The organism is Micromonospora sp. SYSU B005, from assembly GCF_055362685.1.
This window is the reverse complement of record NZ_JAXCFU010000011.1, coordinates 89,307-112,021: the sequence shown is the minus strand read 5'-3', so window position 1 is coordinate 112,021 and position 22,715 is coordinate 89,307. Positions and strand designations below refer to the sequence as shown.

Here is a 22,715-nt window from a genome sequence, read left to right as displayed (position 1 = left end):
CTTACCTGCGTCGGTCTCAACAAAACCGTACGTCCGTCTTGCTATTCGTGCAACCTCGTGCCACGCTGCGGGACGAGGAGGTGCCACCATGATCCATCACGTCCTGCTCGCCTGCCCCCGCGGCTCCGAGGACGCGTCCCGCTCCTTCTACACCGGCCTGCTCGGCCTCACCGAGAAGCCCAAACCCCCGGCCCTCGCCGCCCGCGGTGGTTGCTGGTTCACCGGGTACGACACCGAGCTGCACCTGGGCGTCGAGGACGACTTCCGCCCCGCCCGCAAGGCGCACCCCGCGTTGCTGCGCCCCGACCTGGACGAGCTGGCCGCCCGCCTGGACGCCGCCGGACACACCGTGACCTGGGGCGACGACGAGATTCCCGGCATGCGGCGGTTCCACACGTACGACCCGCACGGCAACCGGCTGGAGTTCCTGGCCCCCGCGGGGTGACCGGGCGCGGGTAGGGTCGGCAGGTGGTCGACGTACAGCACTGGCTCGCCGCCCTCCCGCCGGGCCTCATCTGCCTGCTCGTGGGCGTGGTGATCGGCGTGGAGAGCATGGGCATCCCGCTGCCCGGCGAGATCGTGCTGGTCAGCGCCGCACTGCTCGCCGCCACCGGCGCCGTCGGGCCCGAGTGGGTGGCCGCCGCCGCGGCCACCGGCGCCATCCTCGGCGACTCCATCGGGTACGCCGTGGGCCGGCGCGGAGGTCGCCCACTGCTGGAACGGCTCGGCCGGCGCTTCCCGAAACACCTCGGTCCGGCACACCTGGCCCGCGCCGAGCTGAGCTTCGCCCGGCACGGCGTCTGGGCGGTGTTCTTCGGACGGTTCGTCGCGCTGCTGCGCATCCTCGCCGGGCCGCTCGCCGGGGCGCTGCGCGTGCCGTACCGCCGGTTCCTGGTCGCCAACGCCGCAGGCGGGCTGGTGTGGGCGTTCGGCACCACCTACCTGTTGTTCTACGTGGGGCAGGCCGCGGAGCACTGGCTCAAGGACATCTCCTGGGCCGGGCTGGTGCTGGCCGTGCTGGCCGGCGTGGTGAGCACCGCGTGGCTGCGCCGCCGCGCCAAGCGCCTGCACGTGCCCGAGCCTTCCGACCAGCCCACTCCGGTCCCCGCCGCCGACCGCTGACCCCTTACTCCCCACCTCACCCGAGGCGGACGACCCAGTCCAGCGCTTCCAGGACATCACCGGACAGGGCCGCACCGCCGCACCGCGCTCTCCCTAGCGCCGCTCCGCCTTCGCGCCGCCCCGCCCCGCCCCGCCCCGCCCCGCCCCGCCCCGCCCCTCGCGCCGGCCCGCCCTCGTCCGGCGATCAAGGAGTTTGTGTCCTGTGAGGGCTCCCGCAGTGACACAAACTCCTTGATCGCCGACGCGGATTGAGGCGGGCGGGCGGGTGGGGTGGGACGGGTCGGACGGGAGAGGGCCGGTCGGCGGGGCGCGGCGGACCGAAGTGGGCCGGGGCGGGCAGGGCAGTTCGGGTCGGACAGCGATGGGCAGGCGACCGGCGTGGACGGGCGACCGGCGGTGGGCGCGCGACCGGCGGCGGGCGGGCGACCGGCGGCGGGGCAGGGACAGGGCGCGGTGGACCACTGGGCCGGGTGACTGGGGTGAAACGGGATGCGCGCGATGCCGCGTGCCCACCCTGCCCCGTCGATCATGAAGTTGGCGGTGGTTGATGCCCGATTTGTCGCCGCTAACTTCATGATCGACTCGCTGGGCGCGGTGGGCGCGGTGGGGTTGGTGCTGTGATGCTTCTGGGTGCGCTGCTCGCGGTCACCCCTTGGGTTGGTCGAGATCTTGGTAGGAAACGGCCCTCATGGGGGCCGTTTCCTACCAAGATCTTTGTGCGTTCCGGCTTGTAGGACGGCGATCCTGGGAAGTGGGCGGCGGGCGGGTGTTGACCGGGTGCTGGATCCTGGTGCGGACCGGCGCCGGCGTCAGGGGGCGGTGATCAGGGCGATCAAGGTGTCGCGGGCGGTACGGACTGCGGCCCGGGACTCGTCGGTGTGGTCCAGCGCGTCGAATCCGTGCTGCCCGTTCGGCACGTCCACCACGCACAGCGGGATGCCACGCCGCCGCGCGACCACAGTGAACGCCTCGATGGTGGGGGCGACCTCGGGCCGTTCCCGCCCCGCCCGGGTCAGTACGAGCGTCGGCCGCGCCGCGCCCTCCGCATGCGCGTCGTCGACGTTCGCGTCGTCGGGGGAGGCGGTGCCGGACGGAGTGGCGGCGTCCGGGTCTGTGGGCAGGTCGAGGGCGTCGATCGGGCGGAAGCGCGGGTCCACCGGCGGCCATCCGGGCAGCGGCGCCAGCAGCGGATACGTCGCCGCCACGCCGCGCAGCCAGGCGGGCGGGTCGCGGAGCCAGTCGCCGATCAGCAGGCCGGCGCCGGAGAAGAACCAGAGGCCGAGCCGGTCGGCGTCGACGCGTGGGTCGGCGCGGAGCAGTTCGGCGGCGGCGGCCACCCGGGCGGCGACCGTGTACAGGTCGTCCGGGCTCGCCACGGTGAGCCGGGGGATCGCGGCCAGGACGCCCGCCTCGGCGAGCAGTGCGCCGTAGCCCCGGTAGAGCGGCCAGTCCCGCGCGTCGGGGGCCTCGGGCGGTCCCGGTACGCCGTGCACGACGACGACCGCGGGATGCCGGCCGTCGCCGGCGGGTACGTGCAGGTCGACGTCACCGTGCCGTTCCACGGCGGCGGGTGGGGGATCGAGGACGAACGGGCTCTCCCAGAAAACGGTTCCCATCATGGCGATGGTAGGAGAATCCGCCGCCCTCGACTGTCCGGTCAGGACGACGACGAGGCCTTGGCGTGCCGTTCGCGTAGCCGGTCCCGGATCTCCTCCGGGGTGTACGCCCGGCGCCGCCGTTCGGCCCGCGCCACCACCACGCCGGTCGCCGCGACGCCGGCGAGACCCGCGAGACCGAGTACCTTCCACCACCGCATCCGTTGCCGCATCCGCATAGGGTAGTCCTCCATGAGCATCAGCCTGGACGAGGCCGTGGAGCTGACCCGTACCGGCGATCTGTGGGTGTTCCGCGGACGCAGCGTGCCCGACCGGGCCATCCAGCTCACCACGAACAGCCCGGTGAACCACGTGGGCATGGCGGTGGTGCTCGACGACATGCCGCCGCTGATGTGGCACGCCGAGCTGGGCCGTTCGCTGCCGGACATGTGGACCGGCACGCATCAGCGTGGCGTGCAGCTGCACGACCTGCGGGACGCGGTCTGCGTCTGGGCCAACCGGTACGGCCAGCGGGGTTGGCTGCGCCAGCTCGAACCGCCGGCGGACACCGCGATGGAGGAGGCGGTGCTGCGTACCGTGGCGCGCCTGGACGGGACGCCGTTCCCGTCCACCGCGCAGCTCGCCTGGCGGTGGGCGCGGGGCCGGCTGCCGCACCCGCGCCGCCTGAGCCTCGGCGGCCTCCGGGGCGGGGCCGGCGACCGGAACCAGCTCGGCATCCTGAGCAGGATCATCGACCGGGGCGAGACCGGCCGCCAGGGCAGGGCCGGCGAGACCGGCGGCCGAGGTGAGACCGGCGGCCGGGGTGAGACCGGCGACACCACCAGGGAGAACGCGGCGGCGCTGGAGACGGCGTACTGCGCCGAGGTGGTCGCGGTGACCTACGAGGCGATGGGTCTGCTGCCCGCCGGGCGGCGGCCCAACTGGTACGACCCGGGGCGGTTCTGGAGCGGCGACGACCTGGCGCTGCGCGGCGGCGCGCACCTCGGCGCCGAGATCGAGGTGCGGATCCCGCCGCGCTGAGGAAGGTTTGCCGCGAGGGCGCGCCGGTAATGAGGAGCGTCGTGACGGCTTCCACCGACCTCGACACGCTCACCGACTTCTTCGACCGGTACGGCGTGGCGCTGACCACCGCCGACGTGCCGGCCATCGCCGGCTGCTACGCGCTGCCCGGGCTGGTGGTCGCCGACACCTACAGCTTCTCGTTCACCTCGCCGGCGGCCGTGGCGCTCAGTTTCGTCGGCGCCGCGCCTGACTACCAGGAGCGGGAACTCGTCGCGGCGAACGCGCAGATCGAGGACGTGCAGCAGATCTCGGCGCTGCTCACCGAGGTGGCGGTGCGCTGGGAGTTCCTGGACAGTCAGGGAGGCGCGGTCCCCGGCGAGCGCTACCGCTATCTGCTGCGCACCACCGAGGACGGGCCGGTGATCTGCACCGTCATCCGTACCGCCTGATCGTGGTGGTGGCCGGCCGCCGCACCGACCGACGTCAGCGGTGGTGGGCGCCGGCCCAGCGGTCGGCCTCGGGGGCCGGGTGCAGGCCGGGCTCGTGCAGGCCCTCCTCGGTGACCTGGCCGATCCGGCGGTACGTCTCCGGGCGGCTGGTGCGCAGGATCGCGCCCCAGATCAGGCCGACCACGCCCGCCGCCACCGGGATCGCCGGGAGCAGCCACTTCAGGTAGCTCGCCGTGTCGGGGGCGAGCAGCGCGTCGAAGTTGAACAGCAGCACCAGCAGCACGGCGGTGAGCAGGATCGTGCCGAGCGCCGGGGCGATCGCCCGCTGCCACGCGCTCTCCGGGCCGGGACGGCCGCGGAAGAAGCCCACCACGGAGGCCGAGGTGAGCGTCATCAGCAGCACGACGCCGACAGCGGCGGCGCCGGACAGCCAGGTGAACAGGTCGATGACCGGGTCGCGGCCGGTCATCGCGAACGCCAGGAACACCACCACGGCGAGGACGCTCTGCACCAGCGAGCCCGCGACCGGCGCGCCGCTGCGGCTGGAGGTGACGCCGAGGAAGCCCGGCAGGACCCGCTCCCGGCCCAGCGCGAACAGGTAACGCGCCACGCCGTTGTGGAACGACAGCAGGGCGGCCAGCACGCTGGTGATGAACAGGACGTTGGCGATGTCGGCGACGACGACACCGGTGTACTGCTCGAGCGCGCCGAAGATGATGCCCGGCCCCGCCTCGGCACTCGCCGCCGGAGCGTTCTCCGGGCCGGTGAGCACGGTGAGCGCCCAGGCCGAGAAGGCGTAGAACAGGCCGGTGAACGCCACCGCGATGTAGGTGGCCCGGGCCACCGTGCGACGCGGGTCCTTGACCTCCTCGCTGTAGATGGCGCCGCTCTCGAAGCCGGTGAAGGAGGCGATGGTGAACGCGAGCACCGCACCGAAGCCGGCGCCGAACAGGTGCCCGGGGCTGATGCCGGCGGCGGTGACGGTGCCGCCGTCCGGGTTGGCGAAGGCGACCAGGTCGAAGATCAGCACGACCACGCACTCGAGGACGAGCAGCACGGCGAGGACGGTGGCGTTGAGGTCGATGCGCAACACGCCGAGCGCGCCGATGAACACCCAGGCCAGCAGCGCCCAGACCCACCAGTCGAGGCTGATGCCGGTCTTGGCGTCCATGAAGTCGCCCAGGATCGCGCCGAGCAGGCCGTACAGACCGATCTGGATCGCGTTGTACGCCGCGAGCGCGACCGCCGAGCCGGCCACCCCGCCGGCCCGGCCGAGGCCGTTGGCTATGTACGCGTAGAACGCGCCCGCGTTGGCGACGTAGCGGCTCATCGCGGCGTAGCCGGTGGCGAAGACGGCCAGTACGGCGGCCAGGAGCACGTATCCGAGCGCGGCGCCGATGTTGCCGCTGACCGCGTACATGGTGGTGACACCGCCGCCGAGAACGGTCAGCGGGGCGGACGCGGCGACGGTGAAGAAGACGAGGTGAGCGGTGCCGAGACGACCGCGGCGCAGCCCACCGTCGGAGAAGAACGGATCGGAGGACAAGGCTTCTCCAGGGGAGGGGGTGAAGGGATTGATGTGTCTACTTCGGAACAACCTGAAGCAGGGTATTGGTGATCACGTATCGTGACAACCCCGCTTCGATATCGATTGGGGTGCGCCTGAACGGCCGGAATTGAGCTGTGCGTGGTCATGCCGTACCGTCCCGTGTCGACGATCACGGCCACCGTTCGAGGATGGACCATGACCTACCCCGGGGCGCAGGCCACTTACCGGCTTGCGGATGCGCTGTTCCTTATCGGACACGACGAGTTCACCGGCAAGCCGCACGTCGCTGTCGACCGGCTGGAGTGCGGGCTGGCCGGCGCCGCGCTCGCCGAGCTGATGTTCGAGGGCCGGATCGCCCTCGACGGAGGGGGGATCGCCGCCGTCGATCCGCGGCTGTGGCAGGAGCCGCTCACCGATCTGCTGATCACCGAGATCCTGCGCCGCGAGGGGGCGCACCCGGCCCGGCTGTGGATCCGCTACCTGCGGACCCAGCTCAACATCAACGAGCGGGTGGGCACCCGGCTGGTCACCGCCGGCGTGCTCCGCCGTGAGCAGGGAAAACTGATCGGCCGGACGGTGCGCTGGCCGGCCATCGACCCGAACCAGGCGGCCTCGCCGCGGGTGCGGCTGACCGCGATGCTGATGCACTCGTCCCCGGCCGAGCTGGACCCGGGCACGCTGCTGCTGGCGACGCTCGCCGAGGCGGTCGGTCTGGCCGCGCACATCTTCGACCCGCAGGTGGCCACGCGGATGCGCGACTGCCGCCGGTTCCTGCCGGCTCAGCTCGAGGGGTTGCTCGCCGCCGTCGTGGGCGCGCTCGACGTCACCACCACGACGGTACGGCGATGACGTCCCGCCCCGGGCCGAGCCGGGGCGGGACGGTACCGGTCAGGCCGGGTCGCGCCACATCGGGTAGAGGCTGGGGCCCTCCGGCAGGTCCAGCGTGACCGGACGGCGCCGGAATCCGAGCCGCTCGTAGAGCGCGGCGTTGCGCGGCGAACTGGCCTCCAGGTACGCCGCCGTGCCGGCCTGATCCAGCTCGGCCAGTCTGTGACGCAGCAGCGCCGAGCCGACGCCCTTGCCGTGATGGTCCGGGTGCACCCCGACGAAGGGCAGGTACCAGTGCGGCTCTGCGGGGTGCCGGGCGCTCATCATCTCGTCGAGCGTGCCGAACCGCTTCATGGCCTCCGGGCCGATCGCGGTCTCCATCCCGTCGAACTCGCCGCCGTCCTCGGCGTCGTGCCCCTCGCCGGTGGGCAGCCAGAGCGTGACGCCCAGCCCGTCACCGGCGACGTACACCTCACCGGTGCGCAGTGCCAGCGCGACGAACGGTCCGAAGAAGGCGCGATGGACCCGCGCGCGGTGGTCGTCGTCGGGGAAGACCCAGCCGCTCACCGGATCCCGCATGAACGCCTCGGCGAGGATCGCGGTCACGACGGCGGCGTCCGCCGCGGACGCCCGCCGGATACTGTCCTGCCACTCAGTCACTGGCCAACCGTCCTACCGGCTCGACGAGCCATTGTGGTCATTGATCGGCGTGCAAGGTATCAGGTGCGAACGCCGTGCGGCAGACCCCGATCTCCGGCGCTCGCCGCGACCCGTCCCGGGTGGCTACGCTGGCCCGGACCCCGACAGGAGGACCATGTCCCGCACGCGCCGTCCCGGCCCGCAGCCCGGGGCCGCCATGACCTCGTCCCCCTGGATCCTCGTCGCCGCCGGCGTGGTCGTCATGCTGGTCCTGCTGGTGGTGGCGCTCGGTTCGGTGCGGGGCCGCAGCACGTTCCCGGCGGCCGGTCCGCCGGACCCGCCGATGTCGCTGCCGGGCATGCCGCTGACCCCCACGGCGGCCGGTGCCACCGGCCCGTCGCCGGTCTCCGCCACCGCTGCGGTGGTGCCGGGCCTGTCGCCGCGGTCCACCGTGGTGCCCGCCCGTCCGACTCCGGCCGCGCCGACTCCCAGCCCTCGGGGCGTGGCCCGGCCGGTGCTGCCTCCGACGCCTCCTGCGCCTCCTGCGCCGCCGTCGGCGGTGACCGGCCGGTACAGCGTGCCGAGCGTCTTCGACGGCGGCTTCATCGGTGAGGTGCTGCTGGTCAACACCGCGCGTACGCCGCAGGGCTGGACGGTGCGCGCGGTGTTCCCGGGTGGCCGGCTGGTCACCGCCTGGGTCGAGGGTGCCGAGCAGGGCGTGTTCCGCTTCGACGACGGCGTCTTCACCTACCGCAGCGGGTTCGACCTGGCCCCCGGGCAGTCCCTGCCGGTGCGGTTCCACATCGAGCGGGCCGGTACCCGGCCGGTGAGCTGCACCGTCGACCGCTCGCCCTGCACCGAGCGGTAGTTCCGGCGCCCCGGACCGGGGCCGGCGTCCACGTCTCTTCTTGCAAGCTGTCTGCTTTGTTGCGGCAGTGTTTGCAAGGTATTGCAGAATGTTTCGGCAAGGGCTAGCGTGCGGGCGAATCAGCGACCAGAGAAAGGCCGTCGATGAAACCCCCGCCGATATCCCCCAAGGCGCTGCTCGCCCTGGTCACCTCCCTCGTACTCACTCTCGTCGGCGTGCCGGTGGCGCTCCACCAGCTCGGCGCCGACGCCACCGGCCCGGCCGCCACCCCCGACGTCCTGGCCGCCGGCAACGCTCCGCAGTGGAACCGTGAGCCGTCCGCCGACGCGCTGCTCAAGGCCGGCACCGGCACCGCGAAGGCGGAGCAGTTCTACTTCGTCCTGCCGGACCGGTTCGCCAACGGCGACAAGCGCAACGACACCGGCGGCCTCACCGGCGGCCGGCTCACCACCGGCCTCGACCCGGCCGACAAGGGCTTCTACCACGGCGGCGACCTCAAGGGCCTGATCGACCGGATGGACTACATCCAGGGGCTCGGCACCACCGCCATCTGGCTCGCGCCGATCTTCAAGAACCGGCCCGTGCAGGGCACCGGCGCGGACGTCTCGGCCGGCTACCACGGCTACTGGATCACCGACTTCACCCAGGTCGACCCGCACTTCGGCACCAACGCCGAGCTGAAGAAGCTGGTCGACCTGGCCCATCGCCGGGGCATCAAGGTCTACCTCGACATCATCGTCAACCACACCGCCGACGTCATCAGGTACGCCGAGGACAAGTACGGCTACGTGGACAAGAAGACCGCGCCCTACCGCGACGCGCAGGGGCGCCCCTTCGAGGACCGCAACTACGCCGACGGCACCCGGAAGTTCCCGGCGGTGAACTCGACGTCGTTCCCGTACACCCCGGTGTTCGCCACCCCCGCCGACGCGAAGGTCAAGGTACCGGCGTGGCTGAACGACCCGACCATGTACCACAACCGCGGTGACTCCACCTTCGCCGGGGAGAACAGCGAGTACGGCGACTTCTTCGGCCTCGACGACCTGTGGACCGAGCGTCCCGAGGTGGTCCGCGGCATGACCGACATCTACGCCCAGTGGATCGGCAAGGCCGGCGTGGACGGGTTCCGCCTCGACACGGTCAAGCACGCCAACCTCGACTTCTGGCCGCAGTTCGCGCGCGGCATCGACGCCGCCGCCGCGAAGGCCGGCAAGAAGGACTTCTTCATGTTCGGCGAGGTCTACAGCGCCGAGCAGGAGATCCAGTCCACCTACGTGCGGCAGGGCGGACTGCCCGCCACGCTCGACTTCTCGTTCCAGGAGGCGGCACGCGGGTACGCCGCCGCCGACGGCTCGGCCAAGTCGCTCGCCGACGTGTACGCCAAGGACGACCTGTACTCCGCGCGGGACACGAACGCCAACCGGCTCACCACGTTCCTGGGCAACCACGACATGGGCCGCATCGGCTCGTTCGTCGCCGCCGCCGGCGGTGACGACGCCACCCAGCTGAACCGCAGCCGGCTCGCCCACCAGCTCATGTTCCTCACCCGCGGCCAGCCGGTCGTCTACTCCGGCGACGAGCAGGGCTTCACCGGACCGGGCGGCGACAAGGACGCCCGGCAGGACATGTTCGCCTCGCGGACCGCCGACTACCTCGACGACGACCTGATCGGCACCACCCGCACCCACGCCGCCGACCAGTACGACACCCGCCACCCGCTCTACCGGACCATCGCCGAGCTGGGCGACCTGCGGACGGCGCACCCGGCACTGCGCGACGGCGTGCAGGTGACCCGGTACGCGGCCGACGGGCCGGGCGTCTTCGCGTTCTCCCGCGTCCTGCCCGCCGACCGGATCGAGTACGTGGCGGCGGTGAACAACGCCGCGACGCCGCAGACTGTCACGGTAGACACCTGGTCGGCCGGCGCCCGCTTCACCGGCGTGTACGGCGGCGCCGCGGGCGCGACGGCCGGCGCGGACGGCAAGCTGAGCGTCACCGTGCCGGCCATGTCGGCGCTGGTGCTGAAGGCCGACCGGGCGATCCCGCAGGCCGGGGCCCCGACGATCACGATCACCGAGCCGGGCGACGACCCGGTCCCGGGCACGGCCGCCGTCACCGCCCAGGTGACCGGAGACCCGCTCGCCACCGTCACGTTCGCCGCCCGGGTCGCGGGCGGCAAGTGGACGCTGCTCGGCACCGCGAACCGCGCGCCGTACACCGTGCACCACGACCTGACCGGCCTGCCCGGCGGCACCCGCGTGGAGTACAAGGCGGTGGTCCGCGACGGCAAGGGCCGCACCGCCACCGCCCGTGCCACCGGCACCGTCGGCACCCCCGCCCAGGGCGCGTCGCGGGACTGGGCGATCGTGCACTACCAGCGCCCGGCCGGCGGGTACGACGACTGGCGGCTCTACGCCTGGGGCGACATCGACCCGGCGTACGTGACGCAGTGGCCCGCCGGGCAGCCGTTCGCCGGTGAAGACTCGTACGGCCGGTTCGCCTGGGTCAAGCTCAAGCCCGGTGCGAAGACCGTCGGTTTCCTCGTGATCGACGGCGACGGCAACAAGGACGTGGCCAACGACCGCACCATCGACGTGACTGCGACCGGCGAGGTCTGGGTCAAACAGGGCGACCCGGCGGTCTACCCGACGCGGCAGGCCGCCACCGGCGAACCCGACCCGCCCGTCGCGCAGGACACCGCGCTGATCCACTGGCGCAAGGCCGACGGGAACTACGACGGCTGGGGCCTGCACCTGTGGGACGGCGCGGCCACCCCGACCGACTGGGCCGCTCCGCTCAAGCCGGAGAAGATCGACGCGTACGGCGCGGTGTTCCGGGTGCCCCTCGCCGCCGGGGCGACCGGGCTGAGCTACATCATCCACCGAGGCGACGAGAAGGATCAGCCCGAGGACCAGCGGCTCGACTTCGCCGGCGCCGGACGCGAGGTGTGGCTCCTGGCCGGCGTCAAGGGACGGCTGCTGCCCACCACGACGTCCGGCGCCGCCAAGGACCTCGACCTGACCAAGCAGAAGGCGCAGTGGATCGACAGGTCCACAGTCGCCTGGGCGACCGGGCCGACCGACGGCAGGCGGTATGCGCTGGCAGTCGCCCCGGCCGGCGGGATCGGCCTCGCCGACGGCGAGCTGACCGGCACGTACACCACCATCGGCCTGCGAGCCCAGCGCAACGGGCTGACCGAGGCGCAACGGCAGGCGTACCCCCATCTCTGGGCCTCGCGCGCCTTCTCGCTGGACCGCGCCGACCTGGCCCGGGTGCCGGCGGCGCTGCGCGGCCAGGTCGTGGTGACCGAGCGGGACGCGGAGGGCGCGCTTCTCGCCGCCACCGGCGTGCAGATCCCCGGCGTGCTCGACGACGTCTACGCGGCGGCGACCGGCGCGAAGCTCGGCCCGACGTTCGCCGGCCGGGTCCCCACCCTGGCGGTGTGGGCGCCGACCGCGCGGACCGTGTCGCTGGAGCTGTTCGACTCGCCCACGGCCCAGCCGTCCACAGTGGCGATGCGCCGCGACGACCGCACCGGCGTCTGGTCGGTCCGCGGCACGAAGGCGTGGAACGGCCGCTACTACCGCTACCGGGTGCAGGCGTGGCAGCCGGCCACGCAGAAGATGGTCACCGCGTCGGTGACCGACCCGTACTCGGTGGCGCTCGCCCCGAACTCCACGCACAGCCAGATCGTCGACCTGACCGACCCGGCGCTCGCGCCGGCCGGCTGGGCGAGCCTGCGCAAGCCGGCCCCGGTGCCGGCGTCGAAGGTCCAGATCTCCGAGCTGTCGGTACGGGACTTCTCCATCGCCGACACCACCGTTCCCGCCGACCGGCGGGGCACGTACCTGGCGTTCACCGACCCGGACAGCGCCGGCATGAAGCACCTGCGCAAGCTCGGCGACGCCGGGGTCAACCACCTGCACCTGCTGCCGGCCTTCGACTTCGCCACCATCCCGGAGAAGCGGGCCGACCAGGCCCGGCCGGACTGCGACCTGGCCGCGCTGCCGCCGGACTCCGACGAGCAGCAGAAGTGCGTCGCGGCGGTCGCCGGCACCGACGGCTACAACTGGGGGTACGACCCGCTGCACTACACGGTGCCCGAGGGCGGGTACGCCACCGACCCGAACGGCGCGAAGCGCACCACCGAGTTCCGCCAGATGGTCGCCGGAGTGAACAAGGCCGGCCTGCGGGTGGTCATGGACGTGGTCTACAACCACACCTCGGCCGCCGGCGCCGACCCGAAGTCGGTGCTCGACCAGGTGGTGCCGGGCTACTACCACCGGCTGCTGGAGGACGGGACCGTCGCCAACTCCACCTGCTGCGCCAACACCGCGCCGGAGCACGCGATGATGGGCAAGCTCGTGGTGGACTCGCTGGTCACCTGGGCCAAGGCGTACAAGGTCGACGGTTTCCGGTTCGACCTGATGGGCCACCACCCGAAGGCGAACATCCTGGCCGTACGGGCCGCGCTGGACAAGCTCACGCTCGCCCGCGACGGCGTGGACGGTCGCAAGATCCTGCTGTACGGCGAGGGCTGGAACTTCGGCGAGGTCGCCGACGACGCCCGGTTCACGCAGGCCACCCAGGCCAACATGGCCGGCACCGGCGTCGGCACGTTCAACGACCGGCTCCGCGACGCGGTGCGCGGCGGCGGCCCGTTCGACGCCAACCCGCGCGTGCAGGGCTTCGCCTCCGGCCTCTACACCGACCCCAACGGCGACGACGTGAACGGCTCGGCCGCCGAGCAGCGGGCCCGGCTGCTGCACCAGCACGACCTGATCAAGGTGGGGCTGACCGGGAACCTGCGCGGCTACCGGTTCACCGACTCCACCGGCAAGCGGGTCACCGGGGCGCAGGTCGACTACAACGGCGCCCCGGCCGGGTACACCGCCGCGCCGGGCGAGGCGGTCACCTACGTCGACGCGCACGACAACGAGATCCTGTACGACGCGCTGGCGTACAAGCTGCCGCAGGGGACCTCGGCGCAGGACCGGGCCCGGATGCAGGTGCTGGCACTGGCGACCACCGCGCTCGGGCAGGGCGCCGGGTTCGTGACCACCGGCTCGGAGCGGCTGCGCTCGAAGTCGCTGGACCGCAACTCGTACAACTCCGGTGACTGGTTCAACCAGATCCGATGGAACTGCGCCCAGGGCAACGGGTTCGGTGCCGGCCTGCCGCCGGAGGCCGACAACAAGGACAAGTGGTCGTACGCGAAGCCGCTGCTCGCCGATCCGTCGCTGGTGCCGGACTGCGCGGCGATCGACCTGGCCGACGCCCGGTACGCGGAGCTGCTGCGCGTGCGCCGGTCCTCGCCGGTGTTCGGGCTCGACACCGCCGAGCAGGTGCAGAAGCGGGTGGCGTTCCCGCTGTCCGGAACGACGGAGACCCCGGGCGTGCTCACCATGACCCTCGACGCGCGAGGGCTGGACGGGAAGTGGAAGTCGGTGACAGTCGTCTTCAACGCCACGCCCGAGACGGCGAAGCAGACGGTCACCGGGCTGCGCGGCGCGAACGTGGCACTGCACCCGGTGCTGCGGAACTCGGCCGACCCGGCGCTGCGTACCGCGTCGTTCGACCGGGCCGCCGGCACGTTCACCGTGCCCGCGCGCAGCGTGGCGGTGTTCGTCCAGAGCTGACCGGTACGGCCGACCGGCCCCCTGCCACGTCACGTGGCAGGGGGCCGGTCGCGTACCGGCGGACCGTCAGGTCAGTTGAAGCAGTCCTCGACGGTGTTGGCGCAGTTGGTGGGGTCGTTGTTGCTGATGAGGGACTTGTCGTCGAGCTTGACGCGTCCTTCGTTGTTGAGGACGCCGCCGGCGACCCGGTGGAGCTTGCTGGAGTCGGTGGCGGTGTTCTTGGTGACGTGGGTCTTGGTCAGGGTGATCTTCGCCTTGTTGTTGAAGATGCCGCCGCCGTTGAGGGCGGTGTTGCCCTTGATGTCGGTGTCGCGGATGGTGAGGGTGGCGTTGTCGTCCTTGTCGTGGTCGCGGGCGAGGAAGCCGTCCTCGATCTTGATGAGCCACTCACCGTTGAAGATGCCGCCGCCGAAGCGGTTGGCGGTGTTGTCGACGATCTTGCTGTCGGCGATCGTGGCGCTGGCGTGCTCCTTGTTCTCCGGGTAGCCCCAGTGCTTGCCGCCGGTGACCACCACACCGCCGCCGTCGCCGTCGGCGTGGTTCTTGGCGACGTGGACCTTCTCCAGGAGCAGGTCCGTGTTCTCGGCGTAGACGCCGCCACCGTTCTCGCAGGCGGTGTTGCCCGTGATCGCGGTGAAGGACACCGTGACGGTGCCGCCGCTGCTGAACAGGCCGCCACCGTTCTTGCCGGCGCGGTTGTCCGACAGGCTCGACTTCACGCCGTCCTTGCCGTGGTCGGAACCGAAGATCTCGACCGTGCCGGCCTCGTGGTGCTTCTCCTTCTTGTCGTAGCCCTTCGGCGCGGCGGAGGCCGTCGGGCCGTGCCCGCCGGACAGGCCGCTGCCGTTGGCGATGCCGCCGCCGTTGCCGCCTGCGGTGTTGTCGTCGACGTGGGTTTCCTCGACCTTGAGGATGCCCTCGTTGAAGATGCCGCCGCCGTCGCCCTGGGCGTGGTTGTCGACGACCTTGCTCTCCTTGAGCCAGGTGCGGCCGTAGTTGGCGATGGCGCCGCCGTCGCCCTCGGCGTTGTTGTCGACCAGCTTGACGTTGTCCAGGTAGGCGCTGCCGCCACGCTCGACGAGCAGCGCGCCACCGTCGCCCTCGACCCGCTTGTCGTCGTCCTTGCCGCCGTTCATGCCGCCGTCGGCGACGGGCGTGACAGCGGCGGCAGTGGTCGCCGCGGCCGGAGCCGCGACAGCCGGAGCGGCCGGGGCCGCGACCGCCGGGGCGGCGGCCGGAGCGGCGGCCGGCGGCTGGCCGCCACCGGGAGCCCCGCCACCGGGGTACTTGAACTCGTTGGCGTTGCCGCCGGAGACGGTGAGGTCCTTGAGGGTGAGGTCGCCGCCGTCGACGACGCGGAAGATGCGGAAGGTGTCTTCGGCGTCGCGCTTGATGGTGGAGTTGTTGCCCTTGATGGTGACGTCCTGCTTGATCTCGGGCAGGGCGGAGCCGAACTTGCGGTCCTTGACGCCGAGTTCGTAGGTGCAGTTCTCGGCGAGCTTGATGGTGCCGCCGTGGTCGCGGTTGGCCAGTTCGAGGGCGTCGATCAGGGCGTCGTCCTTGCAGGGGACCTCGCGGGTCTTGCCGTGGTCGTCCTTGCCGTCCTTGCCCCACTCGCCCTTGTCCGGGCCCCACTCGCCACGGTCGCGGCCTTCCTGGCCACGGTCCTTGCCGTCCTTGCCGTACCCGTCCTTGTCGTAGCCGTCGCGGCCGTAGTCGCCCTCGGCGCCCTTGTCGCCGTGGTCGTCGCTGAGCTGCTGCGTGGTCGACCACTTGACGTCGGCGAGCCGGTGCGGGCCGGTGGCCCCGGTGGTCGCATAGGCCACGCCGGCGAGGCTGACCGCTCCGGTCAGGCCCACAACTCCGGTGGCGAGCCACATCCGGCGACGCCGGAGCGGGGAGATGGTCTTGCTGGTGGCGTCATCGTTATTGCGAAGGTAGTTGGACATCGGAGCTCTCTGCCCTCTCCTTGTACCTGACAAGGTCGCTTCGCCCTGGCGAGGCGGCCTTCGCTACAAATCGGTTGTAGCTGCTGAAGATGACCGTATGAGAACCTTCTTCGCCTCGTGGTCATATACGAAAAAAACCCGCATAAGGGTGCGGGTGGGATGGGCGGGCGCAGTGCGGCCCGGACGCCCCGGCGGGGGACACCGCGGCCAGCCGGGCCGCTGGCGGGGTGGGAGGCCTCCTCGCGCCGCTGACGGCGCGAGGAGGGCTCCCCGGTTATGTGGTGGTTCGATCAGTTGAAGCAGTCCTCGACGGTGTTGGCGCAGTTGGTGGGGTCGTTGTTGCTGATGAGGGACTTGTCGTCGAGCTTGACGCGTCCTTCGTTGTTGAGGACGCCGCCGGCGACCCGGTGGAGCTTGCTGGAGTCGGTGGCGGTGTTCTTGGTGACGTGGGTCTTGGTCAGGGTGATCTTCGCCTTGTTGTTGAAGATGCCGCCGCCGTTGAGGGCGGTGTTGCCCTTGATGTCGGTGTCGCGGATGGTGAGGGTGGCGTTGTCGTCCTTGTCGTGGTCGCGGGCGAGGAAGCCGTCCTCGATCTTGATGAGCCACTCACCGTTGAAGATGCCGCCGCCGAACCGGCCGGCCGTGTTGTCCACGACGGCGCTGTCGGCGATCGTGGCGCTCCCCGCGAGGCCGTCCTTCTCGGCGCCGTTACCGGCCCAGTCCCGACCACCGGTCGTCACCACGCCGCCGCCGTCGCCGTCGGCGTGGTTGCCCGCCACGTGGACCTTCTCCAGGAGCAGGTCGGTGTTCTCGGCGTAGACGCCACCGCCGTTCTCGCAGGCGACGTTGCCGCCGATCGCGGTGAACGAGACGGTGACCCAGCCGCCGCTGCTGAACAGACCGCCACCGTTGTGACCGGCCCGGTTGTGGCTCAGCGTGCTCAGCGAGGCGTCCTTGCCCTCGTGCGCCCCGATGATCTCGACGGTGCCCGCGCGGTGCTTGCCGTGCTCGCCCTTGTCGCCCTTGCCGGGCTTCGCGGCCGAGGCCAGGTCGACCGGCCCGCCGTGATGCTCACCGCTGCCGTTGGCGATGCCGCCGCCGTTGCCGCCTGCGGTGTTGTCGTCGACGTGGGTTTCCTCGACCTTGAGGATGCCCTCGTTGAAGATGCCGCCGCCGTCGCCCTGGGCGTGGTTGTCGACGACCTTGCTCTCCTTGAGCCAGGTGCGGCCGTAGTTGGCGATGGCGCCGCCGTCACCTTCGGCGTTGTTGTCGACCAGCTTCACGTTGTCCAGGTGCGCGCTGCCGCCACGCTCCACCAGGAGCGCGCCGCCGTCACCCTCGAACCGCTTGTCGTCGTCCTTGCCGTCCGGCCCGGCCGCCTTCGGCACCGACGGCCCGGGGTACTTGAATTCGTTGGCGTTGCCGCCGGAGACGGTGAGGTCCTTGAGGGTGAGGTCGCCGCCGTCGACGACGCGGAAGATGCGGAAGGTGTCTTCGGCGTCGCGCTTGATGGTGGAGTTGTTGCCCTTGATGGTGACGTCCTGCTTGATCTCGGGCAGGGCGGAGCCGAACTTGCGGTCCTTGACGCCGAGTTCGTAGGTGCAGTTCTCGGCGAGCTTGATGGTGCCGCCGTGGTCGCGGTTGGCCAGTTCGAGGGCGTCGATCAGGGCGTCGTCCTTGCAGGGGACCTCGCGTGTCTTGCCGTGGTCGTCCTTGCCGTCCTTGCCCCACTCGCCCTTGTCCGGGCCCCACTCGCCACGGTCGCGGCCTTCCTGGCCACGGTCCTTGCCGTCCTTGCCGTCGTCGTGCGAGTCGTTGCCGGCGTTCTGCGGCGCGGCGGCGTGGTTGTCCGCCACCGGTTCGGTGCCGGACTTGTCGTCGCGGGCGGCGAGCCCGCCGAGCGCCGCCAGCCCGACGACGCCGGTCAGCCCGGCCACGCCGGTGGCGACCCAGAGCGCCCGCCGTTTGCTCGTCCCCGGCGGGGGCGCCATCGGAGCGCCGCCGTCGGGTGTCGTTACGTCGTTCGACATGAGAGCCCTTTCGGTTCTTCCCAAACGGGTCGCACCGCCCCAGGCCGGGCGACCAGCTACAAACCGGTTGTAGCCTCTGATCAGCACCGTATGAGAAGGTTCCTCGCGAGGAAGACTTATCCGAAAAAAGCCCGCATTCCTCCCACGAACGGCGGTCGGTGACCAACCACGTCAGGGGGACCGCAACGGCCCAGACGGCGGCGGGCCCCACCACCCGCCGTCGAGGCGCGGTGATGGGGCCCGAAGGAGTTCGCGGCCGCGGGGATCAGCCGGGCAGGCGGGGGCCCGCCTCACGCTGCTCGGCCAGCCAGGTCTCCACCTCGGCGGAGGCGCGCGGCAGCCCGGCCGACAGGTTCACCGGGCCGTCGGCGGTGACCAGGATGTCGTCCTCGATCCGCACCCCGATGCCCCGCAGCTCCTCCGGGACCAGCTCGTCCTCCGGCTGGAAGTAGAGCCCCGGCTCGACGGTGAGCACGTACCCCTCGCCGAGCGGCCCCTCGCGGTAGGTCTCCTTGCGCGCGTTGGCGCAGTCGTGCACGTCGATGCCGAGCATGTGGCTGGTGCCGTGCAGCGTCCACCGCCGGTAGACCGTGGAGGCCGGGTCCATCGCCTCGTCCACGCTCACCGGCAGCAGCCCGAGATCCTTCAGCGCCTCGGCCAGCACCCGCATCGAGGCCAGGTGCACGTCCCGGAACGCCACACCCGGCCGGCACATCTCGATGCCGGCCTGCTGCGCGGCGTACACCGCGTCGTAGACCTGACGCTGCAACGGCGTGAACCGGCCGTCGACCGGCAGCACCCGGGTCACGTCGGCGGTGTAGAGGTTGCGGTTCTCCACGCCCATGTCCATCAGCAGCAGCTCACCCGGACGGGTCGCGCCGTGGTTGTGCACCCAGTGCAGGATCGTGGCGTGCTCGCCGGCCCCGACGATCGAGCCGTAGCCGACGTCGTTGCCGTCGTGCCGGGCGCGCAGCGCGAAGACACCCTCCAGCAGCCGCTCGGAGACCCCGCGGTCGGCCGGCAGCGCCCGCGCCACGTCCTCGAAGCCGCGCACCGTGGCGTCGCACGCCTCCTGGAGCTGCGCGATCTCCCACTCGTCCTTGACCAGCTTCAGCTCGGCGATCGCGATCGCCAGCTCCCGGTCGCGGCCGGGCTGCCCGTCGGCGCGCGCGCCGTCGTACTGACGCACCGCCGCGTCCACCCGGGCGTCGAAACCGCGGAGCACCCGGGTACGCCCCGGAGCCAGGTCGGCCAGCGCCGCGTCCAGCTCGCTCAGGTCGGCCGTCGGCAGGCCCAGCTCGGTGGACTTCTCCCGCAGCGTCGGCCGGCGGCCCACCCACAGCTCACCGTGGCGGCTGCGGAAGAACTCGTCGGTCACCCGCGACGACCGGGGCCGCATGAACAGCGTGGCCTCGCCGCCCGGCCGCAGCACGAGGACGCTGTCCGGCTCCAGATCGCCGGTCAGGTACGCGAAGTCGCTGCCCGGCCGGAACCGGTGCTCGGTGTCGTTGGCGCGTACCTTCTCGTTGCCGGTGGGGATGACCAGCGTCTCGCCCGGGAAGGCCTCGGCCAGCGCGGCCCGCCGCTTGGCGTGGTTGGGCACCTCCGCGCGCGGGGTGACCGGCAGTTCGGTGTCCCGCCAGCCCTGCCGCATGAACGACAGGAACGCCTCCGGGAAGTCCGGGTCGTGCGACTCCGTGCCGTCCGCCGCCTTGCCCTGCCGGGTCCGCTCCTCGGCCATGATCCGCCCCTCCCTGAGCCTCGTCGCTGGTCCCGACGGTACCGCGCGCACGACAGCGGGAGGTGCCTGCGGTGCCGCGACGGCGGCTTCCGGCGCGTGGAAAGATGGCGGCCATGTGCGGACTCCTGGCCTTCTTCAGCGCGCGCGGCGACGCCGCCGCCCACCGCGACAACATCGCCGGCGCACTGGAGTGCCTGCACCACCGTGGCCCGGACGAGACAGGGGTCGAGGTGGTCGGCGACGCCTCCGGCCGGTACGCGGACGGCGTGTTCGCGCACAAGCGCCTGGCGATCATCGACGTGGCGCTGAGCCACGAGCCCCTGCCGTACGCGGGCGGGCGGTACCTGCTCACCTTCAACGGCGAGATCTACAACTACATCGAGCTGCGCGAGGAGCTGATCCGCGACTACGGCGCCCAGTTCGCCACGAACGGCGACGGCGAGGTGATCGTCGCCGGCTACCACTACTGGGGTGAGCAGGTGCTCACCAAGCTGCGCGGCATGTTCGCGTTCGTGATCTGGGACCGGCAGGAGCGGCGGGCCTTCGGCGCGCGGGACTACTTCGGCATCAAGCCGCTGCACTACCTCCAGACGCAGGACGGCCTCTACCTCGCCTCGGAGAAGAAGGCGCTGCTGCCGTTCGCGCACTCGGCGTACCAGGGCGACGCGGGCATCGACACGGCGAACCTGAGCCACTACCTGACGCTGCAGTACGTGCCCGAGCCGGGCACGCTGCACAAGGGGATCAGCCGGATCGGCTCGGGGGAGTACCTGACCTGGACCCCTGGTGGCCGGATCGAGGTGCGCCGCTGGTACCGGCCGGTGTTCCGGCCGGCCCCGGTCTCCGACGAGCAGCGGCTCTACCACGACATCCGGGAGACGCTGCGGGAGAGCGTCCGGATGCACATGCGCTCGGACGTGCCGGTCGGCTCGTTCCTGTCCAGCGGCATCGACTCCACCGCTGTGGTGGCGCTGGCCCGCGAGTTCAACCCGAACATCCTCACCTTCACCGTCGGCTACGACGTGCCCGGCTACTCCGAGATCGACGTGGCCCAGGACTCGGCCCGGCACCTCGACGTGACCACGATCCCGACCAAGATCGGGCCGCAGGACATGATCGACGCGCTGCCGAAGATCGTCTGGCACCTGGACGACCCGGTCGCCGACCCGGCGCTGGTGCCGCTGTACTTCGTGGCGAAGAAGGCCGCCGAGCACGTCACGGTGGTGCTCTCCGGTGAGGGCGCCGACGAGTTCTTCGGCGGCTACACGATCTACCGGGAGCCGCTGTCGCTCAACGCGGTGAACAGCCTGCCCGACGGCGTGCAGAAGGGTCTGCGCGCGGTGTCCAAGGCGATCCCGCAGGGCGTCAAGGGCAAGAGCTTCCTGGAGCGCGGCACCACCCCGATCGAGGAGCGCTACTACGGCAACGCCCGGATGTTCACCGAGGAGGAGAAGCAGCACCTGCTGCGCCGCTACGACCCCTCGGTGCGCTACACGGACGTGACCGCGCCGATCTACGCCGAGTGCACCGAGCTGGACGACGTCACCAAGATGCAGTACGTCGACCTCTACACCTGGCTGCGCGGCGACATCCTGGTCAAGGCCGACCGGATCTCGATGGCGCACTCGCTGGAGGTGCGGGTGCCGTTCCTGGACCGGGAGGTGTTCAACGTCGCCGCCGGCATCCCGGTCGACCTGAAGCTGCCGCCGCGCTCCGAGGCCACCAAGTACGCGATGCGCCAGGCGCTGCAGGGCGTCGTGCCGCCGGCCATCGTGAACCGCAAGAAGCTGGGCTTCCCGACCCCGACCCGGGTCTGGCTGCGCGGCGAGATGTACGAGTGGGCGCGGCACGTGCTGTCCACCTCGGGCGCGGGTGACCTGATCGACCTGTCGTACGCGATGCGCCTGCTGGAGGAGCACAAGCGGGAGGAGGCGGACCACTCCCGCAAGGTGTGGACCGTGCTGATCTTCTGCATCTGGCACGCCATCTTCGTGGCCAAGACGCTCGACCCGGGCATCCAGCGCAACCAGTCCGCGCTGCTCACCAAGCCGGTCGTCGGCAGCATGGTCCGCTGACGCGAGCGTGACGAGGAAGGGCCCCCGGGGTGTTCCCCCGGGGGCCCGGCCCGTTACGGGATCACCTGCCGGTGCAGGTGACAGTCGGCAGGGTGTTGGTGCCGGAGAAGTTCGCGGTGAAGCCGAACGTGGTGGTGCCCTCCGGCGGGACGCTGCCGTTGTAGGCGGCGTTGGAGACGCTCACCGACGCCCCGCTGCCGCTCAACGTGCCGTTCCACACCTGGTTGATGGTCTGGCCGCTGGGCCAGGTCCAGTTCGCGGTCCACCCGGAGTAGGTCCGGGTGCTGTGGTTCATGATCGTCACTTCGCCCTGGAAGCCGCCGCCCCAGGCGGTGACCACCTTGTACACCGCCATGCAGGAGCCGGCCGGCATGGTCGGGCTGGTCGTCACCGGCGGAGGTGAGGTCGGCGGCGCGGTGGTCGGGGGCGCGGTCGTCGGCGGCGCGGTGGTCGGCGGCGCGGTCGTCGGGGGGTTGCTGCCGCCCGAGCCGATTCCGGTCACCTCGCCGTTGCCGCCGTCGAACGTCACGTCCGAGCAGCCGAAGAAGTTCTCCTGGCTGTCCGAGCGGACCCAGCGCGAGTAGATGATGTGCCGGCCGCTCTTGTTCGACGGCAGGTTGCCGGTGAAGTAGTAGTGACCGTCGTTGGTGCCGACCGCGCCGCGTTGCGGCGGGTTGGTCACCTGCAGGAACGGCTGCTCCTCCAGGTCGCTCCAGGCCAGCGGCCGGTTCGGGCTCCAGCTGTCCTTGGTCACGTAGAAGTAGAACGTGCCCGGGTGGTGGGCCCAGTTGCTGTACCGGAACTCCATCGACCGGCCCGCCGTCAGGTGGGTGATCGGCCAGTCGTTGCGCGCCGCGTCGTACCCGCTGAAGTTGGGGTTGCCGCCGCTGCACAGCTTGCCGTCGGGGATGAACCCGACGGTCCGCCCGCCGGCGTCGGAGCGCAGCACGCTGAACCAGTTGTACAGCGAGTTCGCCCCGTTCGCGGCCACCGCCGACGAGCAGGCGGGGTTGTTCGGCCGGATCTCACCGGTTCCGGTGAGGCCGTCCTTCCAGCACAGGTAGGTGCGGGCGCCCGGCGTCATGGCCGCGCCGTGTGCGGCCGCCGGTCCGGAGTGGGTGGCCAGGGCGAACGCGCCCAGGGCCAGGGTGGCGGCCGCGGTGAGCAACGCGGCCGTACGGGATCGGTGCACGGGGATCTCCTGACTC

General features: G+C 71.5%; 17 protein-coding genes. 9 read left to right on the top strand and 8 right to left on the bottom strand.

The window, feature by feature from the left end; genetic code table 11:
- Positions 1-88 precede the first annotated feature (88 nt).
- The 3 genes from SM452_RS23365 to SM452_RS23355 all read left to right on the top strand — a co-directional run bounded on the left by SM452_RS23365 (position 89) and on the right by SM452_RS23355 (position 1,743).
- Positions 89-445 carry a VOC family protein gene (locus SM452_RS23365; protein ID WP_262014386.1) on the top strand — a complete coding sequence of 119 codons (357 nt, stop codon included), beginning with the start codon at positions 89-91 and terminating at the stop codon, positions 443-445.
- Between the two features lie 23 nt (positions 446-468).
- Positions 469-1,122: a DedA family protein gene (locus tag SM452_RS23360; RefSeq protein WP_262014385.1), complete on the top strand. Its 654-nt coding sequence runs from the start codon at positions 469-471 to the stop codon at positions 1,120-1,122.
- 489 nt (positions 1,123-1,611) lie between these two features.
- On the top strand, positions 1,612-1,743 hold the full coding sequence (locus SM452_RS23355) for a hypothetical protein (protein WP_355514254.1): 132 nt from the start codon (positions 1,612-1,614) through the stop codon (positions 1,741-1,743).
- A 188-nt stretch (positions 1,744-1,931) separates the two neighbouring features.
- On the opposite strand, the gene SM452_RS23350 is transcribed toward SM452_RS23355, so the two are convergent.
- Both SM452_RS23350 and SM452_RS23345 read right to left on the bottom strand, forming a co-directional pair.
- A complete protein-coding gene (locus SM452_RS23350) occupies positions 1,932-2,738 on the bottom strand; it encodes a hypothetical protein (RefSeq protein WP_355514251.1) in 807 nt (268 codons plus the stop codon).
- Between the two features lie 41 nt (positions 2,739-2,779).
- Positions 2,780-2,971 carry a hypothetical protein gene (locus SM452_RS23345; RefSeq protein ID WP_139135452.1) on the bottom strand — a complete coding sequence of 64 codons (192 nt, stop codon included), beginning with the start codon at positions 2,969-2,971 and terminating at the stop codon, positions 2,780-2,782.
- On the opposite strand from SM452_RS23345, the gene SM452_RS23340 reads away from it, so the two are divergent.
- Positions 2,970-3,758 carry a hypothetical protein gene (locus tag SM452_RS23340; RefSeq protein ID WP_463840703.1) on the top strand — a complete coding sequence of 263 codons (789 nt, stop codon included), beginning with the start codon at positions 2,970-2,972 and terminating at the stop codon, positions 3,756-3,758. The genes SM452_RS23345 and SM452_RS23340 overlap by 2 nt on opposite strands.
- A gap of 41 nt (positions 3,759-3,799) precedes the next feature.
- Positions 3,800-4,189 (top strand): hypothetical protein, encoded by a 390-nt coding sequence (locus SM452_RS23335; protein ID WP_030274248.1) that lies wholly within the window; start codon positions 3,800-3,802, stop codon positions 4,187-4,189.
- A gap of 34 nt (positions 4,190-4,223) precedes the next feature.
- Here the strand turns inward: SM452_RS23335 and SM452_RS23330 are convergent, their stop codons facing one another.
- The gene (locus SM452_RS23330) at positions 4,224-5,735 is read right to left on the bottom strand and encodes an APC family permease (RefSeq protein WP_262014382.1); all 1,512 of its coding nucleotides are present in this window, start codon (positions 5,733-5,735) and stop codon (positions 4,224-4,226) included.
- 198 nt (positions 5,736-5,933) lie between these two features.
- Between SM452_RS23330 and SM452_RS23325 the strand changes: the two genes are divergently transcribed.
- Positions 5,934-6,587, top strand: a complete 654-nt coding sequence (locus SM452_RS23325; RefSeq protein ID WP_128137146.1) for a GOLPH3/VPS74 family protein — start codon at positions 5,934-5,936, stop codon at positions 6,585-6,587.
- A gap of 39 nt (positions 6,588-6,626) precedes the next feature.
- Here the strand turns inward: SM452_RS23325 and SM452_RS23320 are convergent, their stop codons facing one another.
- Positions 6,627-7,226 carry a GNAT family N-acetyltransferase gene (locus SM452_RS23320; protein ID WP_463840702.1) on the bottom strand — a complete coding sequence of 200 codons (600 nt, stop codon included), beginning with the start codon at positions 7,224-7,226 and terminating at the stop codon, positions 6,627-6,629.
- 154 nt (positions 7,227-7,380) lie between these two features.
- Between SM452_RS23320 and SM452_RS23315 the strand changes: the two genes are divergently transcribed.
- The gene (locus SM452_RS23315; protein ID WP_262014380.1) at positions 7,381-8,073 is read left to right on the top strand and encodes a cellulose-binding protein; all 693 of its coding nucleotides are present in this window, start codon (positions 7,381-7,383) and stop codon (positions 8,071-8,073) included.
- A 143-nt stretch (positions 8,074-8,216) separates the two neighbouring features.
- On the top strand, positions 8,217-13,712 hold the full coding sequence (gene pulA / locus SM452_RS23310) for a pullulanase-type alpha-1,6-glucosidase (RefSeq protein ID WP_463840701.1): 5,496 nt from the start codon (positions 8,217-8,219) through the stop codon (positions 13,710-13,712).
- 71 nt (positions 13,713-13,783) lie between these two features.
- Here pulA and SM452_RS23305 read toward each other — a convergent pair whose 3' ends face one another.
- The 3 genes from SM452_RS23305 to SM452_RS23295 form a co-directional block, all read right to left on the bottom strand.
- On the bottom strand, positions 13,784-15,661 hold the full coding sequence (locus SM452_RS23305; RefSeq protein WP_463840700.1) for a hypothetical protein: 1,878 nt from the start codon (positions 15,659-15,661) through the stop codon (positions 13,784-13,786).
- A 290-nt stretch (positions 15,662-15,951) separates the two neighbouring features.
- Complete coding sequence (locus SM452_RS23300) at positions 15,952-17,691, bottom strand: hypothetical protein (protein WP_463840699.1); 1,740 nt, start codon at positions 17,689-17,691, stop codon at positions 15,952-15,954.
- Between the two features lie 265 nt (positions 17,692-17,956).
- Complete coding sequence (locus SM452_RS23295) at positions 17,957-19,432, bottom strand: aminopeptidase P family protein (RefSeq protein ID WP_355509610.1); 1,476 nt, start codon at positions 19,430-19,432, stop codon at positions 17,957-17,959.
- Positions 19,433-19,545: 113 nt separating this feature from the next.
- Between SM452_RS23295 and asnB the strand changes: the two genes are divergently transcribed.
- Complete coding sequence (asnB, locus tag SM452_RS23290) at positions 19,546-21,507, top strand: asparagine synthase (glutamine-hydrolyzing) (RefSeq protein WP_041784229.1); 1,962 nt, start codon at positions 19,546-19,548, stop codon at positions 21,505-21,507.
- A 61-nt stretch (positions 21,508-21,568) separates the two neighbouring features.
- On the opposite strand, the gene SM452_RS23285 is transcribed toward asnB, so the two are convergent.
- Positions 21,569-22,705: a lytic polysaccharide monooxygenase auxiliary activity family 9 protein gene (locus SM452_RS23285; RefSeq protein WP_355509759.1), complete on the bottom strand. Its 1,137-nt coding sequence runs from the start codon at positions 22,703-22,705 to the stop codon at positions 21,569-21,571.
- Positions 22,706-22,715: the final 10 nt, after the last annotated feature.

Excerpts from the sequence above, each read along its gene's own strand:
- SM452_RS23305 (WP_463840700.1), bottom strand. The coding sequence starts at position 15,661 with ATGTCCAACTACCTTCGCAATAACGATGACGCCACCAGCAAGACCATC.
- asnB (WP_041784229.1), top strand. The coding sequence starts at position 19,546 with ATGTGCGGACTCCTGGCCTTCTTCAGCGCGCGCGGCGACGCCGCCGCC.
- SM452_RS23345 (WP_139135452.1), bottom strand. The coding sequence starts at position 2,971 with ATGGAGGACTACCCTATGCGGATGCGGCAACGGATGCGGTGGTGGAAG.
- SM452_RS23350 (WP_355514251.1), bottom strand. The coding sequence starts at position 2,738 with ATGGGAACCGTTTTCTGGGAGAGCCCGTTCGTCCTCGATCCCCCACCC.
- SM452_RS23295 (WP_355509610.1), bottom strand. The coding sequence starts at position 19,432 with ATGGCCGAGGAGCGGACCCGGCAGGGCAAGGCGGCGGACGGCACGGAG.
- SM452_RS23355 (WP_355514254.1), top strand. The coding sequence starts at position 1,612 with ATGCGCGCGATGCCGCGTGCCCACCCTGCCCCGTCGATCATGAAGTTG.
- SM452_RS23340 (WP_463840703.1), top strand. The coding sequence starts at position 2,970 with ATGAGCATCAGCCTGGACGAGGCCGTGGAGCTGACCCGTACCGGCGAT.
- SM452_RS23315 (WP_262014380.1), top strand. The coding sequence starts at position 7,381 with ATGTCCCGCACGCGCCGTCCCGGCCCGCAGCCCGGGGCCGCCATGACC.
- SM452_RS23300 (WP_463840699.1), bottom strand. The coding sequence starts at position 17,691 with ATGTCGAACGACGTAACGACACCCGACGGCGGCGCTCCGATGGCGCCC.
- SM452_RS23365 (WP_262014386.1), top strand. The coding sequence starts at position 89 with ATGATCCATCACGTCCTGCTCGCCTGCCCCCGCGGCTCCGAGGACGCG.
- pulA (WP_463840701.1), top strand. The coding sequence starts at position 8,217 with ATGAAACCCCCGCCGATATCCCCCAAGGCGCTGCTCGCCCTGGTCACC.
- SM452_RS23325 (WP_128137146.1), top strand. The coding sequence starts at position 5,934 with ATGACCTACCCCGGGGCGCAGGCCACTTACCGGCTTGCGGATGCGCTG.